This window comes from Marinomonas piezotolerans, from assembly GCF_003362755.1.
Taxonomy (GTDB): domain Bacteria; phylum Pseudomonadota; class Gammaproteobacteria; order Pseudomonadales; family Marinomonadaceae; genus Marinomonas; species Marinomonas piezotolerans.
The window spans coordinates 805,681-820,636 of sequence record NZ_QKRA01000001.1; the positions used below are offsets into that span (position 1 = coordinate 805,681).

Consider the following 14,956-nt stretch of genomic DNA (forward strand, 5'->3'; position numbering starts at 1 on the left):
ATAAGTAGATATTGAGAACTCAGACGACGCTGAGTGATTACCTCCGCGAACCTAATTAAAGCTAATAAGAACAACTTATTAAAGATAGCGCTAAAGCATAGTAAATATGTAACGGGATGTGTCAGAGTGTTATTAATCGTGAGGGGGAGAAAGCAGAAAAGCGCTGCGGATGCATAAAAGCATTAGCAGTGTGGGATCCAGCAGCATTTTGCTCTCACTACAACAGAAGCTGAAATCACCCGCAGGCTATGCTCTGGTCAACCTGCTCAAGACATTGCCAAGCAACGCAACGTCTCTTCAAATACTATTAACCAACAAATCAAAGCCATACTTTCGAAGACTCAAACTCGCAATCAAACAGACCTCGTCAGCCTAGTACTTCGCACCCTGCTCACTCAATGACGAGAACCCCAAAGAACGTATGTTTGAAACTTGATACAGGCCCTAATACCCACCAAAGGAAAAATATAAAGTGTCTGTTGCACTTTGATAATGGGTGCGTATAATGGCGCCCCAAGGTCTTAGAGCCTCCTTTATGGTGTCTCCATTGGTCCCCTCGCAACGATAAACCGTGAATCTGGTCAGGTCCGGAAGGAAGCAGCCACAGCGGTGGACTCGTGTGCCGAGGTGCGGCTGATGGAGATACCACCTTAATCCCCCCCCTGTAAATTGAAGCATAAAATGACAAATTTGAACCATAAGTTGTCAAATTTGCAGTATAAGCTGACATAACCTCTTTTTATCCAACCTTAAAAAACTCTATCGCTTATCGAACATCATATCGTCACCTGTTGAGATTGAAAAACAGTTCGAAAAGATGGCCGAACTAGTGGAGATTCATACCTCTAAATGGCTTGGCATCCGTTAATCTTAAGCTTTTCAAACATTGCTTTCACATCTAGGAGCCCCATACCCCAGCGTTCGGGGCTGTAATCTTCCATGCTACGGTCAGCCGTATCGAGTATGACGTCTGATAACTCTTTATAAGTCATGTTTTCACAGTAGCTTTTGGCAAGATTCAAGGCTCTGCTGACAATAGGAGTGGCAAAACTTGTGCCGCTATCTTTAGTAAGAGAATTGACAGTATTTGCTACCGAACCAGCCACAATATTTTCGACACCCACGGCCACTATCCAACGGGACTGAATAGTGGCGCTGTCTCCAGGGGTTGCTGTAAAGTAAGCTAATCTTTCGCCTGAATTGATTGATGCTCCAACAATTACTGCACGCTCAAGAACTGAAAAGTCTCTACCTGAAAATTTGTTTGTCCAGTTTTCATTGGCATTTCCAGCTCCATTGACAATCACAGAATCATTAGGTGGTAAAGAGAGATTTTTCTGAAGGTTTGTGACTGATGAGCTAACAGAAACTAGGGCGGAACTATCTTCCGACAGAAAATCCAAGTCTCCAGTATAAGAGAGGGAGTCGGAGTCATTAACAACCTTCAATTTAGCCCCATTGTTTACAGCAGCTAAGGATAGAACTGCCGTGCAGTGTGAATCAAAATCCGCATAAGACTCCAAGGGCTGTTGACGACTTCCTGATATAGAGTCCGTGGTGTACCTCATCAGGTATTCAGGAGCGCCATCAATATATGATGTTTCGCGACTTGGCGTTGTGTAAGCCATTCTTGAAGATAAGACATTTTCAGAGAGCGTTCCGTGCGTAACACCACAACCTCGGTCTGTAATTGTTATAGGGTAGCTTGGCTTGTGCGTTACGCCTAACTCATCGTAAGCGTAACTAAATCCATGTGGCTCAAAATTAGATTTCCAAATTGCGTCTTTAATCTCAGTGGGGTATTCAGTGACAATCCGGCACACCCCACCACCGTACAAAAAGTCCTCACGCGCATTTTCACGACACTCATACATTTCGTCATCCAGAACGAAAACCGCGCAGACCCGATCCCAACCTTTAAAGCTAGACCCTTCAAGTGATTGGTAGGTTTCACAAAATGGTTTTCGAATCTCCTCTATGATTTCCTCAGTTCCCCACTCTGGAGGAGTTATAGTATTTAACACAACATCGTAAAGATAAGTCCCTTTTGTTGTGTACTCTGTAGGAACGCTTGACGGCCTCACAGGTAACGCAGGTAAAATATTGTGCAATTGGTGCTTGGATACAAGGTCATCAAACTGGCGAGCACCGCTATACAAAAATGACGTATAGAAATCGGATAGTTTTGCTGACGGCGAGTCGATTTTTGCATACAGCTCAACTAACGCCATACTGTTGGCCACTTTATCAGAATCAAAACCTGCGTAGTAAGAGTAGTAAGGGCAGAAAATGGCATCCGTTTTGGCTAGTTCATTTGAACAGTCTTTAATATCGCTTACACTGGCTACTGGGTAATAATTTTCAGGATTTTCGTCAAACATACTCCAAAGCGTAGTTGTTTGTTCCGCAGCCCATGTATAGACAGGAATTTGATCACAGCGTACTTCATCTAACTTGCAGGACTCTATTGAATCACTAAGTAAGACTTTTTGGTCGGCGTTAAAGGGGTCTGAAAAACCCATGCAAGTCAATTCTTCGCATTCATAACCCGCATGACTATAGAAGGCCGAAAGTAGCGAGGTAAGCTGCTGAGAAGAGACGGAATCAGGAATTTCGTATTGATCAGAAAAACGCGTAAATTCAAAGCTAAATAATGTAGCGCTCTCTTGATCTGCTGTTGCCACTAATTCACCAATATTTGACCTCTAACCATCTGAATCAGTGTTTATTACAAGACATGATTGCACCCACCCTCCGCCAACGTATTTTGTTGAGCAGTTGCCTACAATTACATGTTGTGGGGGGGTAGCGGCTTGAAGCAGACCATCAAAGACTTGGCTTGCTTCGATGAGCTTGGAGACTTGATTACCAGTTTGAATGTTTCCTGTTAGAAAATGAACGCCGTCAACTTTATAGCATTCAATAGCACTTAGTGAGCAGTTCCACCCTGAACTTTCAAAGGACGTTTTATAATCCTCACCCCCAGACGTTTGGCCTGAACCGCCTGAACCGCCTGAACCGCCTGAACCGCCTGAACCAGACTCACCCCCAGACGTTTGGCCTGAACCGGCAGAAGTGTCTTGGTTTGTGTCGTTTCCACCGCAACCGATAAGAAGTGCTGACATGATCAGAACTCCAAGTCCATATTTCATAGGATGTCTTCCATAACATTAGATAATTGTTGAGGATACTTGATTAAATCTTTGTAACTATCGTATTGAGCAAGGTGGGTATCTTACAGCAAATTAACGATTTGAAGGTAGGGAGGCAGCATTTTTAGCTAGTTCTTGCTTAATGCAGATGCATTTGCGTATCTTTAATGCATCGTAACCAAAGTCATATTTAATGAAACTCTTAGGTTTCGAAAATTTGTCACTTTATGGATCAATGTTTTGCCACCTTTTGATTCAAAGTCTAAGTAAATAGTGGCGATTTAGATTTTTGTGGAACGGGACCTAACAAAACTCAGCCAGAATAGTCTTTTGGAAGCGTTCACAGATGTCGTCAATTTGCGAAGATATGATTTGTGTTTTGGCGTGATAATATTGCTAATGCCCAGCTAAAACTGATAGCCGTACCGACAAATACGACCACAACACTTTCGATCAAAATTCGATCATTGAGCAGGCACACAGCGGTAATCGAGTATTCCCCCGAAAATTAACAAAAGCCAATAGTAATATTTTCTCGTAATCTAGACGCAGGACCTCCCAAGCTTAAGTAAACTAGACTTTCTATTTCAGTTTTCAGGCTGCGTTAATTCACAGAATAGGATATACGTATAGTGACCCATTTAGACTCAGACCGAGCACTGGTAGATGAAAAAGAAGATCAATTTGGCTTTGTTGGTATTGCAAAGAAGTTAGCGCCATCCATAATTGAAGCGTCCAAAGGCGATGGCATGGTGATTGGTTTAGAGGGTAAATGGGGGTCAGGAAAGACTTCTCTTTTAAATTTCCTTCAGGCTGAGCTGAAGGATTTAAAAGATGAAAAAGTTTATACAATCTCCATTGCACCTTGGTTAAACGGAGACAGCTCTCCATTGGTTTTATCACTACTTCAACCAATGTCCAAAGTGCTTGAGCAAATAGAGATTGTAAAGCAAAGCGATTCGCACTCTAAATGTATTAATAAAGAACAAGTTACACACCTAAGTCAGCTTCTTCAAAAATATGGGCCTCAAACCGCTCGTAAAGCTGCATTAGTGGCAAATTTTGCAGGTAATTTCTTTCCGGGCAGTCAAGTATTAGGGAGTGCTCTTGAAAAAGGAGCTGATGTAGCTGAACAATTTATTCCTACAGAGCAAACTCCTACAGAGTTAAAAAAACAAATAGCTGAAAAGCTTAAAGATTTGGATATAGGGTTTGTTGTAATCCTTGATGACCTTGATCGCTTGGAACCTGGGCAAGCGGTAGAGGTTGTACGCCTTGTGAGATCTGTAGCTGATTTCCCTAAAGTTGCTTATATGATGTGCTACGACAGGGATGTGTTAGCTCATGCTCTTGAAGTAGGGCTAAATGTTTCTGACGGTGATCTTTTTCTGCAAAAAGTAGTGCAGCTTACTTTTTCCATACCTTTACCAGAGCCGTTCGATCTACGCTATCAATTTTTTAATGAAGCTGTAACTATTTACACAGAGTCGCATAGCCAAGAGATGGAAAAGTCTATTCTAGATGATCTTAGGAAAGCTGTAGATCGTGAAGGTAGTGGGCTAACAACTCCACGAGAAGTTAAGATTGCTTTAAACAGCGTCCGATTTGTTTATCCGCAAGTTAGAGATGACGTTTATTTTCCAGATTTTTGCAGATTACAACTAATTAAAACAACCCGTCACAAACTGTACAAGTGGATTGAGAACTACCTCGCTACCCTTTCTGTAATCGCAACACATAACGCGGTAGTTGATGGTTATGAACGAACAGAAATGGGAAGAACGTTAAAAGAGCTCTTGCCTGCAAAGGGGCTAGGTTCAGTGCAATCTATAAGTAGCCTTAGCGATTTTATACCTGGAATTTCTAGCGTTGAGGAAGATGATAAATGTGTTTTTATCTCAACTCATCAACATTCAGTTAGAGAATCAATAAAGCTTAAAAGGCTTGCTAGTCCATTGCATTATAGATTCTATTTTGCTCTTACAGGGCCAAAGGCTGCCTTACGTGATGATGACTTTGAGAACTTGCTGATTTTAGCGCATGAAAATATTGAAGCCCTGGAAAATGCCTTAACTGATCTGACAACTCAATACCCTCATTCTCAGAGAACTTGGTTCGAGCATGTGCTAAATAGACTGGATGATGCCCTTATAGAAGAACTAACTGCTTTACAATTGGAGGGCTTTTTGTCAGCAATTTCTAATATGATGGATACTGCCCTTAGTAAAGATGAGGATCTAAGACCCTTTTATTATTCCCTGCCAGGTAAAGCAAATGACTTTGCTAAGTCATGCCTTAAGAGACTTGGAAATATAGCTCCAACTGAACTCTGTAGCATTGTCGAAAAAATGGCTGATGGTCTTGCGTTGAATTGGTTAGTGGGACATTTTTTCTTAAATCAATTGTACCGTCATGGCGTCATTGGTGATCAGCCTGTTCATCCTGACGAATGGGAAATATCTGAAGGTGCTCTACAATCGGCAACTGACATACTTAAATCACGCCTCAGTCAACCAAAGGATAATAATGAAATATTATCGTACCCTGATATTTCTTCATTTCTCTATGGCTGGAGTCATATAGGTAATAGTGGAGAAGCTGAAGCGTGGGTCAAAGACTGTTGTCAATCAGATGAAGACTTTTTGAAGATATTGAACTCATTGAGGGGTTGGGCGATGTCAGATAGAGTTTATTACCCTCTACATCAAGGTACTATTGATAAGTTCTTTGACTTCAATGAAGTCAAAGATAGACTCGAGGCGTTGTCTGTAGGTAGCTATTCCGATGAAGCCAAGGATATACAGCTAGCGATTAAGCAAGGTGAATACTTAAGATAATTATGTAAATTTATTATTTTTTCAAAGCGTGTTCTTGTTGCTAAGGGTTCAAAAGAAGAAATTGCCAACTTATGATTCAATAGTTTATCACCTTATGCTTCAATCAACACCCCCTAGTAAACTTCTCTATAAAGTCATTAAAAACCAACACTAACTGACGCTGTCTACATTTAAGTCTTTAAATATTTGCAACTTACCGATACGACCGTTGGTATCCGCTAACGCTTTTAGTACCATACGCGCTCAATCATTTTTGAGGGTTCATCGTTGAAGCTATTTGTTAAAAATCTAACGCACGTCGATCTCTCTTATTTCTGCCCTGATCGTGGTCTTTTAGGTGAAAGCTGGCACACCGATATCACACTCACTGGCAAGCTGAACGACGAAAGCATGATTTGCGATTTTAGCATCGTAAAGAAACGCATTAAGCAATGGCTGGACGAACACATCGATCACACGCTCGCGTTACCCGTCAGCCACCCTGACAGCATACTCGACCATCACAATGACGGGCGTCTGATATTTAGCTTCCGACATCAAGATGGTGCCCAGTTCGAGTGCACCGCCCCCAGTGAAGCCTTCTGCCAATTACCATTACCGCATATTACACCTGAAGATACTGCGCGCTGGGTAGAGCAACAAATCATCGACCTGCTACCCGCAGAACTTGAATCGGTACAAATAAAGTTTACGCCAGAGAAAACAAACGAAGCGCAGTATCAATATAGCCACGGGTTAAAAAAACACGATGGCAACTGCCAGCGTATTGCTCATGGGCATCGATCTATCATTGAGATCTATCGTAATGGTCTGCGTGATAAAGCACTGGAGCATGATTGGGCACAACGTTGGCGCGACATTTATCTGGGTACCGAAGAAGACCTGATTGGCATGATTGTCGACGGAGATTTCCGCTACCACCATTTTAGTTATGCCAGCGCACAAGGATTGTTTGATCTCAAAACCGATAGCCGCCGTTGCTACATGCTCGATTGTGATACGACGGTTGAATCACTGAGTGATCATATTGCACGCACACTCGCCGGAGAAAATCCAGACGACACCGTCGAAGTCCATGCATTTGAAGGTATTGGTAAAGGCGCTATTTCTGAACACAAGGTATCAAAATGAGCTTAAAAGCATTTGAAATGTCCCCCAAGGGAACCGTGATTGAGTTAGACGAAATACTGTCCAACGTAAAATACGATAAAGATGGCTTAGTAGCCGCCATCGCTCAGCAGCATGATACCAAAGAAGTATTAATGCTGGCCTACATGAACGAGAAATCAATCCGTGAAACCCTCGAAACAGGCCAAGTGTGCTATTGGTCGCGTTCACGTCAAACGTATTGGCGCAAAGGTGAAAGCTCTGGTCATCGTCAAAGTTTAGTCTCCATGGCGTTTGATTGCGACGGTGATGCGATCTTGTTACAGGTCGACCAAAAAGGCCCTGCTTGCCATACCAACCGTCGAGATTGCTTCTTCTTCGAAGTAAAAGATGGCCAAGTTATCGTCGAGTCAGACCCTCAATAAGGTTGCACTCATTTGGCTCGCTACGAGACACGTGTCTGTAGCGAGCTTACCTCTTCCGTTCCTACCACTGCACTCCCCTACGTGAACAACGCACCTACTTGCATCACAGCAAGTTAAACCGTAAGTCGCTTACGCAACAAATCACACCAAGTCACACCAATATGCAAACCCAAGTTATTGAAAAATATAGAAAAAACTAAACTTACTAAAGCAAAAGCGTGCCCATTAATTGCATAATGTCTGTCATAAGCATGAAGTCTCCACCAAACAGATATTAGGTAAAAATATGAGAAGCATATCAGTACGAACCAAAATCCTCTCCCTTGTGCTGCTGTTTACCCTCGTGATCCTAGCGACGACGGCAAATTCAGCGCTAACAAGTAAATCCGTGTCACATGATCTGCAGGCCATCTCCAACCAAAGCCTAGAGCTTGTCAAAAATTTAGAGAAAACACGCCAATTAATGCTTAGACAAAGTGTCGAATTCGAGCGCGGCTTTTTCCAAGTGTCGATTGCAAAATCTTTAGGGGGTTACGGGGTCGAGCAAATTGAGGAATCGTCAAACAAATTCAAAACGCTTTCGACGGATCTAAAAGACAGTCTAGGAGCAGTGAAAACCACTCTTACCGCACTACCGCCAAATGAACTGCTCTCATCCTTAAACACCCAAATCAACGAGCTAGAGGCTCTTCAAACAAGCTTCTTGGAAGCCAGCACAACGACATATGAATGGTGGGTAAAGTTGAACACCATGAAGGCGAATAAAGCACGTCGAAGCGCAGAAGAAGGTTTAGCAGCGATCAATATCAAAATGGAGGAAATTATTTCCATCATTGATGCATACAGCGGCCAAGTATCCAGCACTCAAACACAAAAACTGAATCAGTCGCTTTATGCCAATTTCGGTGTCGCCGCTCTACTTGTCATAATCGGGATAGCCTTCAGCCTTATGATTATCAACGGTATTGCTGGCCCGCTACGTAACGTGGTTAAACGCGCCGAGCAGATCGCCGCAGGCACGCTCGTTCGTCAGAGCAAGCCTACAAATCGTGGTGATGAGATCGGAGCTTTAGAGACAGCGTTCGACCAGCTCGTAGATCAACTGTGTGATATCTTGGCGGATGTATCGAAATCCAGCTCTGCACTCACAGAAGCGGCACATGATCTGAATAGAATCACAAATGATTCGGCTGAAATGGTGGGGCAGCAACGCACGGAAACAGCGCATATTTCTGGCGCTATTCATGAAATTCAAGGCACGGCAGTGCACGTCTCTGAGTCCACCACTCAGGCAAGTCAGGCTGCTCATACCGCTGAGTCTGCTGCGACCGAAAGCACTCGAATCGTAGAATCCACTATTCGAACGATCGAAGCGCTTGCAGAAGATATTAGCAACTCCTCAGATACCATTACGGACCTCAAGCAGAGCACAGATGAAATTAACAACATCTTAAATGTCATCTTAGGCATCGCTGAACAAACCAACCTTCTTGCGCTCAATGCTGCCATTGAAGCCGCTCGAGCAGGCGAGCAAGGTCGAGGATTCGCTGTGGTCGCAGACGAAGTTCGTCATCTCGCTCAAAACACCCAAAACGCCACACAACAAATTGAAAGCATGATTCAACAGCTACAAACAGGCACGACCGCTGCGGTTCAATCCATGAAAGCAAGCCATGAACGCTCCACTGAGGCCGTCAGTCAAGTACGCTCAGAAGGCTCTACCTTATCGAATATCACTTCTTCCATTTCTCACATTAGAGAAATGAATGACTCCATTTCCGCAACCGCCGAACAGCAAGCAGCGGTCACAACAGAGGTGAGTCGTAATGTAGCCACCATTACAGATATCGCAGAGCGTACGAACGACTCAATTAATGCAATCAGCACTCGGGCTGATCAGCTGGCTGGCCTAGCTTCGTCGCTTTCTAGCAAGATCCGCTACTTTAAGGTTTAATAGAAATTCGAAATACCGATAGGCTGCTCAGGCAGCCTACATCTTTTTTAACAATGGGGGTTTTATGTGTCGCTGGATGGCTTACCAAGGCAATACGGTGTATTTGGAAGAGTTGCTTTTTGAGCCAGACCATTCACTCATCCATCAAAGTTTGAGCGCGAGAAAGTCTGAAGTTACGGTCAATGCGGATGGGTTTGGCTTAGGATGGTATGACGAGCGCGAAGAACCCGGGCTCTACCACGAAATATTACCTGCATGGAGCGACTGTAATTTAAAAAGCCTAGCGCGACATATTCGCAGCAATCTTTTTTTCGCCCATGTTCGCGCTTCAACCGGTGCATCCACAGCAAGATCGAATTGCCATCCATTTGCCTACAAAAACTGGCTGTTTATGCATAATGGACAAATCGGCCAATATGAGTCACTTCGTTGGCAAATGGATCGCTGGATTCCAGAGCACTTGTACACCTACAAACGCGGCAGCACTGACTCTGAAACCATCTTCTTACTGATGATTGCTAACGGCTTAGAAGACAATCCTCATCAAGCCATTACGACGACGTTGAATCAAATCTTAGATTTAATGTCTGCGAAAGGCATTGAAGAACCACTTCGCTTTACCAGTATGCTATCTAACGGAAGCGATCTTTGGGCCATTCGCTTCTCCAGTGACGAGCACGCACCATCTTTGTACTATAAACGCTTCTCAGAGCACATTGTCATTGGCTCAGAGCCTTTGGATCTTTCTGGTGATGGTTGGAATCAAGTGCCATCTGGGCACATTATGAAAATATCTGACCTATCATTTGATAGCTTTCCATTATTCGCCTAATCAAAAAAAACGCGCCACTTGGGCGCGTTTTTAACTTAAGCAGCGATATCGTTAAGCGTTGGACTTTTCGCTTTCACGATAGGCGTAGGTCGCATCGAAGCGAGACTGAATCCAATCGCCACTGTAAATCGGCTCATACTTCGCCGGTTTGTCCTCAGATTGACATGTTGGGACACACGCCACGTTCGTCTCATAGTCTGGCTCCACAAAAAATGGGAACGAATAGCGATGGACACCCGATGCAGAAGCACGCACTCGATGCGCCGTTGAGACATATTCATCGTTGGTCCAGCGCTGCATCAAATCACCAATATTCACCACCAAAGCCCCTTCCATAGGTGTTGCCTGCATCCACTCGCCATTACGATGCTTAACTTCTAAACCACCAATATCATCCTGCAACAACAATGTGACACAGCCATAATCCGTGTGTGCACCTGCCCCATTATCATGCTCAACACTCGGGCGTGGCGGATAATGAATCATACGTAACACCGTCACATGATCTGTAAAGCAGCGACTGAAAAAATCCGGCTCTAAATCCAGTGCTTCCGCCATGGATTGCAGTAAGGCTTGTGACACACCAAATGCAGTGAGGTAATAATCATGCAGTGTTTCCACAACGATTGGATCCGTAGGGTTTTGGTTGGGACCATGCATTTTCGGATATTTTTGCACTAAAGGATGTGAGCTTGGCAGATCCAGCGCCATATCAAACGTTTCTTTCCAATCGGCACGATTGACTTCATCCAACTGCTCTTCGCCAACGCGACCATAACCACGATGATTAACGCTGTTCTTAATGTCGATTTTTAACTTCTCTTCTTCTGACTGCGCAAAAAACCGTTTGGCGGCCGTCATCATTCGAGACACTAATGCTTGGTCTATATCCGTATTAATCAAGTAGAAAAAGCCAATCTCTCGGCACGCGGTATCAAGCTGCTTTATTTCTCCAGCACGTTCTGCACTGTCTGTACTGGTCAGCTTTGAGAAATCAATTAATGGAATGCCCATTTTTTCTCCGGTCAATCATCATTCTGTTGTAATGCTAGGTGTACTAGCTTGGTATGTTTCGGATTAAAGCGCTTCAAGCCGTCATCAGCAAAGTCCACGTATATCATCCGCTTGCCACTCGACTCCTGACGAACCACCACACCTTGACCATATTGATCGTGGCGCACTTTATCTCCTGCTTTAAGCGTCGCTTTTGTTAACGCTGCGACTTTTTTAAACTCTACTTTTGGGCCTTCCGCTTGCTTCAAATAGTCTTGCAACTTAGGTGATAAAGTCGCGGCTAACGGCTCCGATTGAACCAAGCCCCGCCATACCGAACAGATAGACTGCACCGGCATCGGTTGAGCCTCAAACACAAAGCGCGACAAACTGGCAGAACGGGCAGCACCACTGGGGAGATCGCCAGCATGCAATAATTTACTTTCATCACTTGCTGGGCATTCTAAGAACACTAAGCGTTTACGTGCTCGGGTCATGGCAACATAAAACAAACGTCGCTCTGCTTGCATCTGGGATGCAGCCTGTCGGTCTATACTACTAAGATCTTCGTCGTAATACGGAAAACGTCCTTCTTGCAGCCCAGACATCATTACCAAATCGAACTCCAAGCCTTTGGCTTTGTGAATCGTCATTAGGTGAACTCCGTGGGTGTGCTGACTGTCCTGCTCATCAAGCTTGACCAATTGTGCAATAATCGTTCCTGCGTCGCTACCCACTCCACGGACATAACTTAAAAATGCCTCACATGTGGCAATTTTCTCTTGGGTTTGAATGTCCTTACTGCTGGTATGTTCAAAATATCGATAGATACCAAGCTTATCTATGGTCGCCAAGAGTCCTTGCGCAGGGTCTTTTTGGTAAAGCGACAAACTACGCAACCAATCGGCGCGTTCAGCGATCTTCTTCCCTTTCCATCCCTCTTTTTGATCCGCTAGGGACTCCAGTAAGTCTGGAATCAAATGGGGAGCCTGTCTTGCTTGGGTAAGCAATTTTGAACGCTCAGCCGATACATTTGTGACGTTAGGAATCGTCACTAGGTATTCAATATCAGCGGGGTCATAAAACATCGCAGGATTCTGCAATCCGCCCGCCATGACCGCTAAATACGCCATCAGCATCCGAATCTGGCGATTATCAAGCAATGGAGAGTCGCCATGAAGTTGGTACGGCACACCTTTATGCATCAATGCTAATTGCACCGGGACCATATCACTGTATAACCGCACCAAAACGGCGCTATTTTCAAGACTCTCGCCCGCCTCATGCCACTGTTTAAGTTCAGTCAATAATGCGCGTCCGGGAAGATTTGAGCGGGCAAAATCAATCTCTGTCGGTTGACCTTGCCCAATAACCATTTGATTCGCATGATTTTGCGAGACCACACACGTTGCCATCATGCCAATGCTGTGACCAAAACGGAAACTGCACGCGAGCGGGTAAACATCAACCGCCTGAAAATCGTGATCGAACTGCTCTGCCATAATAATTGGCGAGGCGCCGCGCCATTCATAAATGCACTGCTGTACATCACCGACGATCATCCAGCGCGCGCGTTCAAGATAAAGCGCTTTCAGTAACTCGTACTGACACGGGTTTATGTCCTGAAACTCATCGATAAGCAGATAGTCATACTCGGGCACGAGCGTTTGCACATAATGTCGCTGCGCAGGGTCTGCCGCTTTGACGTACTCATATGGGTCGGAGAGAAGATCGGAAAAAAAACGTACGTTCGACTGACGTCGGAGTGACTCAAGCTGCTCAAACAAATGCGGGAAATAACGACACTCGCGAGACCAGCCACCTTCCTCAAACACCTCTTTTGCAGAGACGCTCGCTGCTTTCACTTGATCGTTATACAGTAAAAAATCTTCGAGCCAGTCTCGTTCATCTTGAATTTCAATATCGGCGTCTTGACGCTGCAAACGCTGACGCGCTTCGCGGATCAATTTGATCAACGAAAATTCGTCGGTCACTAAACGTGCTGTCGGCAGCACGTTGCGTTGTTCCAATCGCTTACACAGACGCATACCAAAAGCATGAAAGGTCATAACTTGCGGCAAGCGTGCACTGTTACGTGCCGCTTGAGAGACGCTAAGCCGCTGAGTAAACTCTTCTTGGGCGCTTTTGTTAAACATAAATACGCCGATTTTTTCCGCTGGAACCCCTTGGTCTAACAGGTACTGTATGCGTCCGATCAAGGTCGTGCTTTTACCTGCACCAGCTACTGCAATGACTTTGGCATGCCGTTCGAGGGAATGTTGGATGACCGATTGCTGCTCATCGGTATAGGGGTATGTAAACACGCTAACGCTCAACCTGTGGGCAAAATAATGGATTAATCTTCAAACAAATGTCCGATTTCTCGAAAAGCTAAATGCTCCCGGCCAGCAATTTTTGCTATCGACTCACCGCAGACCACCAGACGTCGTTGAAATCGTGCGAAAAAAACGCCACTGGCTCGCGCCACAAGCGGATAGGAGCTGTTCTCGACGTCATCCGCCATCAGATCCACAACTTCACCGATCACTTCCCCCGCTTCGACTGACTCTCCTAAACACTTATGAAAACATGCAATGCCTGCTACAGGCGCTTTAACAAGATCCATTGCGTCGAGCGGATAGTAGGTCACCCCTGAATCATCAATGTCCGGTGCTTCACCGTTGATCACACCTCGATAGATGAAATAGTCAAACAGTGCCTGCGCATCCTGCTCAGCCAGTTCATTAGAGATATCATTCTCACCTCGCAGTTCGACCGTCATCGAACGACATCCCCAAGGCATTAGATGAGCATAGTGAGATTTCAAATGACGCCAAACAGCAACATTGGTTTCATCAAACGAATGCGCGCCGGTCTCAAGCTCAGAAAGCGCGACTTCTGCCCCCAACAACCCTAATAGCGGCTTAAAATATTCCTCAAACTCCTGCGCCACATAAGCATGCATGCATGCCTCTCCTGAACAATGCAGATCCAGCACTTCATCGGCATCCATAGAAAGCGCGAGCAAGGTCTTTCGCAATCCTTGTAGCTCAGTCAGTTCCGGCAATGTTGCCAACTCTTGACGAATAGCTTGACGCACAAGCGTCAAGTTGGCATCGACATCGCCTGATACTTGCTCTCCAACAGCCCGCTCTACTTTGGCACCGAGCTGAGGCCAGTTACGGTTAAAATTGCCGCCGCCATCAGAAAACGCAAAGCGTCCAGGAATGTAACCATGGAAGTTTTGTCCAAGACCAATAGGGTTCGCAACGGGCACAACAATCACTTCCCCATCAATCAAACCCGCCTCTTCGGCGACCTTTAATTTTTTGATTAACGCGTTGAGGACAAGAAAACCAGGCCATTCATCAGCATGCAAACCAGCGTGTAAATAGATCTTTGGTCGAGCACCTGCAGTACCGAAGTGATGCGCCTTGATAATACGCTGGGTACCGGGTGTGGCACTGGGCAGAGTGTGGGAATATATCTGGTAACTCATGATCTACATTCACCCTTATGACGTATCAGTGAATCGTCGCTTTAACGAAGAATTTACGGAAGCGACATGGTACGCTAAAAGCCTGTTCGAATAAAAAAATAAATCCTTGTAAGAAAACGAATTTCTTTGCGTCTAACGGTAATAGACGTTGATCATT

The 14,956-nt window shown here is 44.8% G+C and carries 11 protein-coding genes and 1 other RNA gene; 7 read left to right on the top strand and 5 right to left on the bottom strand.

The features are described 5' to 3' along the window. Nucleotides 1-195 precede the first annotated feature (195 nt). Together DN730_RS19410 and ffs are read left to right on the top strand one after the other, a co-directional pair. Nucleotides 196-402: a helix-turn-helix transcriptional regulator gene (locus DN730_RS19410; protein ID WP_115466820.1), complete on the top strand. Its 207-nt coding sequence runs from the start codon at nucleotides 196-198 to the stop codon at nucleotides 400-402. A 143-nt stretch (nucleotides 403-545) separates the two neighbouring features. Then, an RNA gene (ffs, locus tag DN730_RS03710) (signal recognition particle sRNA small type) lies at nucleotides 546-642 on the top strand. Nucleotides 643-845: 203 nt separating this feature from the next. Here the strand turns inward: ffs and DN730_RS03715 are convergent. Both DN730_RS03715 and DN730_RS03720 read right to left on the bottom strand, forming a co-directional pair. Then, entirely contained in the window at nucleotides 846-2,684 is a 1,839-nt protein-coding gene (locus DN730_RS03715; protein ID WP_115466742.1) for a S8 family serine peptidase, read from the bottom strand. Between the two features lie 21 nt (nucleotides 2,685-2,705). After that, nucleotides 2,706-3,125, bottom strand: coding sequence for a hypothetical protein (locus DN730_RS03720; RefSeq protein WP_115466743.1), 420 nt, complete (start codon nucleotides 3,123-3,125; stop codon nucleotides 2,706-2,708). Nucleotides 3,126-3,850: 725 nt separating this feature from the next. On the opposite strand from DN730_RS03720, the gene DN730_RS03725 reads away from it, so the two are divergent. The 5 genes from DN730_RS03725 to DN730_RS03745 all read left to right on the top strand — a co-directional run bounded on the left by DN730_RS03725 (nucleotide 3,851) and on the right by DN730_RS03745 (nucleotide 10,307). Then, nucleotides 3,851-5,989 carry a KAP family P-loop NTPase fold protein gene (locus tag DN730_RS03725; protein ID WP_425452696.1) on the top strand — a complete coding sequence of 713 codons (2,139 nt, stop codon included), beginning with the start codon at nucleotides 3,851-3,853 and terminating at the stop codon, nucleotides 5,987-5,989. Between the two features lie 267 nt (nucleotides 5,990-6,256). Then, on the top strand, nucleotides 6,257-7,120 hold the full coding sequence (locus tag DN730_RS03730; protein WP_115466745.1) for a 6-carboxytetrahydropterin synthase: 864 nt from the start codon (nucleotides 6,257-6,259) through the stop codon (nucleotides 7,118-7,120). Further along, nucleotides 7,117-7,521: a phosphoribosyl-AMP cyclohydrolase gene (gene hisI / locus DN730_RS03735; RefSeq protein WP_115466746.1), complete on the top strand. Its 405-nt coding sequence runs from the start codon at nucleotides 7,117-7,119 to the stop codon at nucleotides 7,519-7,521. Before DN730_RS03730 ends, hisI begins: the two co-directional genes overlap by 4 nt. A gap of 286 nt (nucleotides 7,522-7,807) precedes the next feature. After that, nucleotides 7,808-9,475 carry a methyl-accepting chemotaxis protein gene (locus DN730_RS03740; RefSeq protein WP_115466747.1) on the top strand — a complete coding sequence of 556 codons (1,668 nt, stop codon included), beginning with the start codon at nucleotides 7,808-7,810 and terminating at the stop codon, nucleotides 9,473-9,475. Between the two features lie 64 nt (nucleotides 9,476-9,539). Continuing rightward, complete coding sequence (locus DN730_RS03745) at nucleotides 9,540-10,307, top strand: class II glutamine amidotransferase (protein ID WP_115466748.1); 768 nt, start codon at nucleotides 9,540-9,542, stop codon at nucleotides 10,305-10,307. 51 nt (nucleotides 10,308-10,358) lie between these two features. Here DN730_RS03745 and DN730_RS03750 read toward each other — a convergent pair whose 3' ends face one another. Genes DN730_RS03750 through DN730_RS03760 form a run of 3 tightly spaced genes read right to left on the bottom strand, consistent with a single transcriptional unit; the run spans nucleotide 10,359 to nucleotide 14,799 of the window. Then, a complete protein-coding gene (locus DN730_RS03750; protein WP_115466749.1) occupies nucleotides 10,359-11,321 on the bottom strand; it encodes an isopenicillin N synthase family dioxygenase in 963 nt (320 codons plus the stop codon). Nucleotides 11,322-11,332: 11 nt separating this feature from the next. Further along, complete coding sequence (locus DN730_RS03755) at nucleotides 11,333-13,624, bottom strand: ATP-dependent helicase (protein WP_245957880.1); 2,292 nt, start codon at nucleotides 13,622-13,624, stop codon at nucleotides 11,333-11,335. Nucleotides 13,625-13,656: 32 nt separating this feature from the next. Further along, complete coding sequence (locus tag DN730_RS03760) at nucleotides 13,657-14,799, bottom strand: succinylglutamate desuccinylase/aspartoacylase family protein (RefSeq protein ID WP_115466751.1); 1,143 nt, start codon at nucleotides 14,797-14,799, stop codon at nucleotides 13,657-13,659. Between the last annotated feature and the right edge of the window lie 157 nt (nucleotides 14,800-14,956).

Excerpts from the sequence above, each read along its gene's own strand:
- DN730_RS03720 (WP_115466743.1), bottom strand. The coding sequence starts at position 3,125 with ATGTCAGCACTTCTTATCGGTTGCGGTGGAAACGACACAAACCAAGAC.
- hisI (WP_115466746.1), top strand. The coding sequence starts at position 7,117 with ATGAGCTTAAAAGCATTTGAAATGTCCCCCAAGGGAACCGTGATTGAG.
- DN730_RS03740 (WP_115466747.1), top strand. The coding sequence starts at position 7,808 with ATGAGAAGCATATCAGTACGAACCAAAATCCTCTCCCTTGTGCTGCTG.
- DN730_RS03745 (WP_115466748.1), top strand. The coding sequence starts at position 9,540 with ATGTGTCGCTGGATGGCTTACCAAGGCAATACGGTGTATTTGGAAGAG.
- DN730_RS03750 (WP_115466749.1), bottom strand. The coding sequence starts at position 11,321 with ATGGGCATTCCATTAATTGATTTCTCAAAGCTGACCAGTACAGACAGT.
- DN730_RS03760 (WP_115466751.1), bottom strand. The coding sequence starts at position 14,799 with ATGAGTTACCAGATATATTCCCACACTCTGCCCAGTGCCACACCCGGT.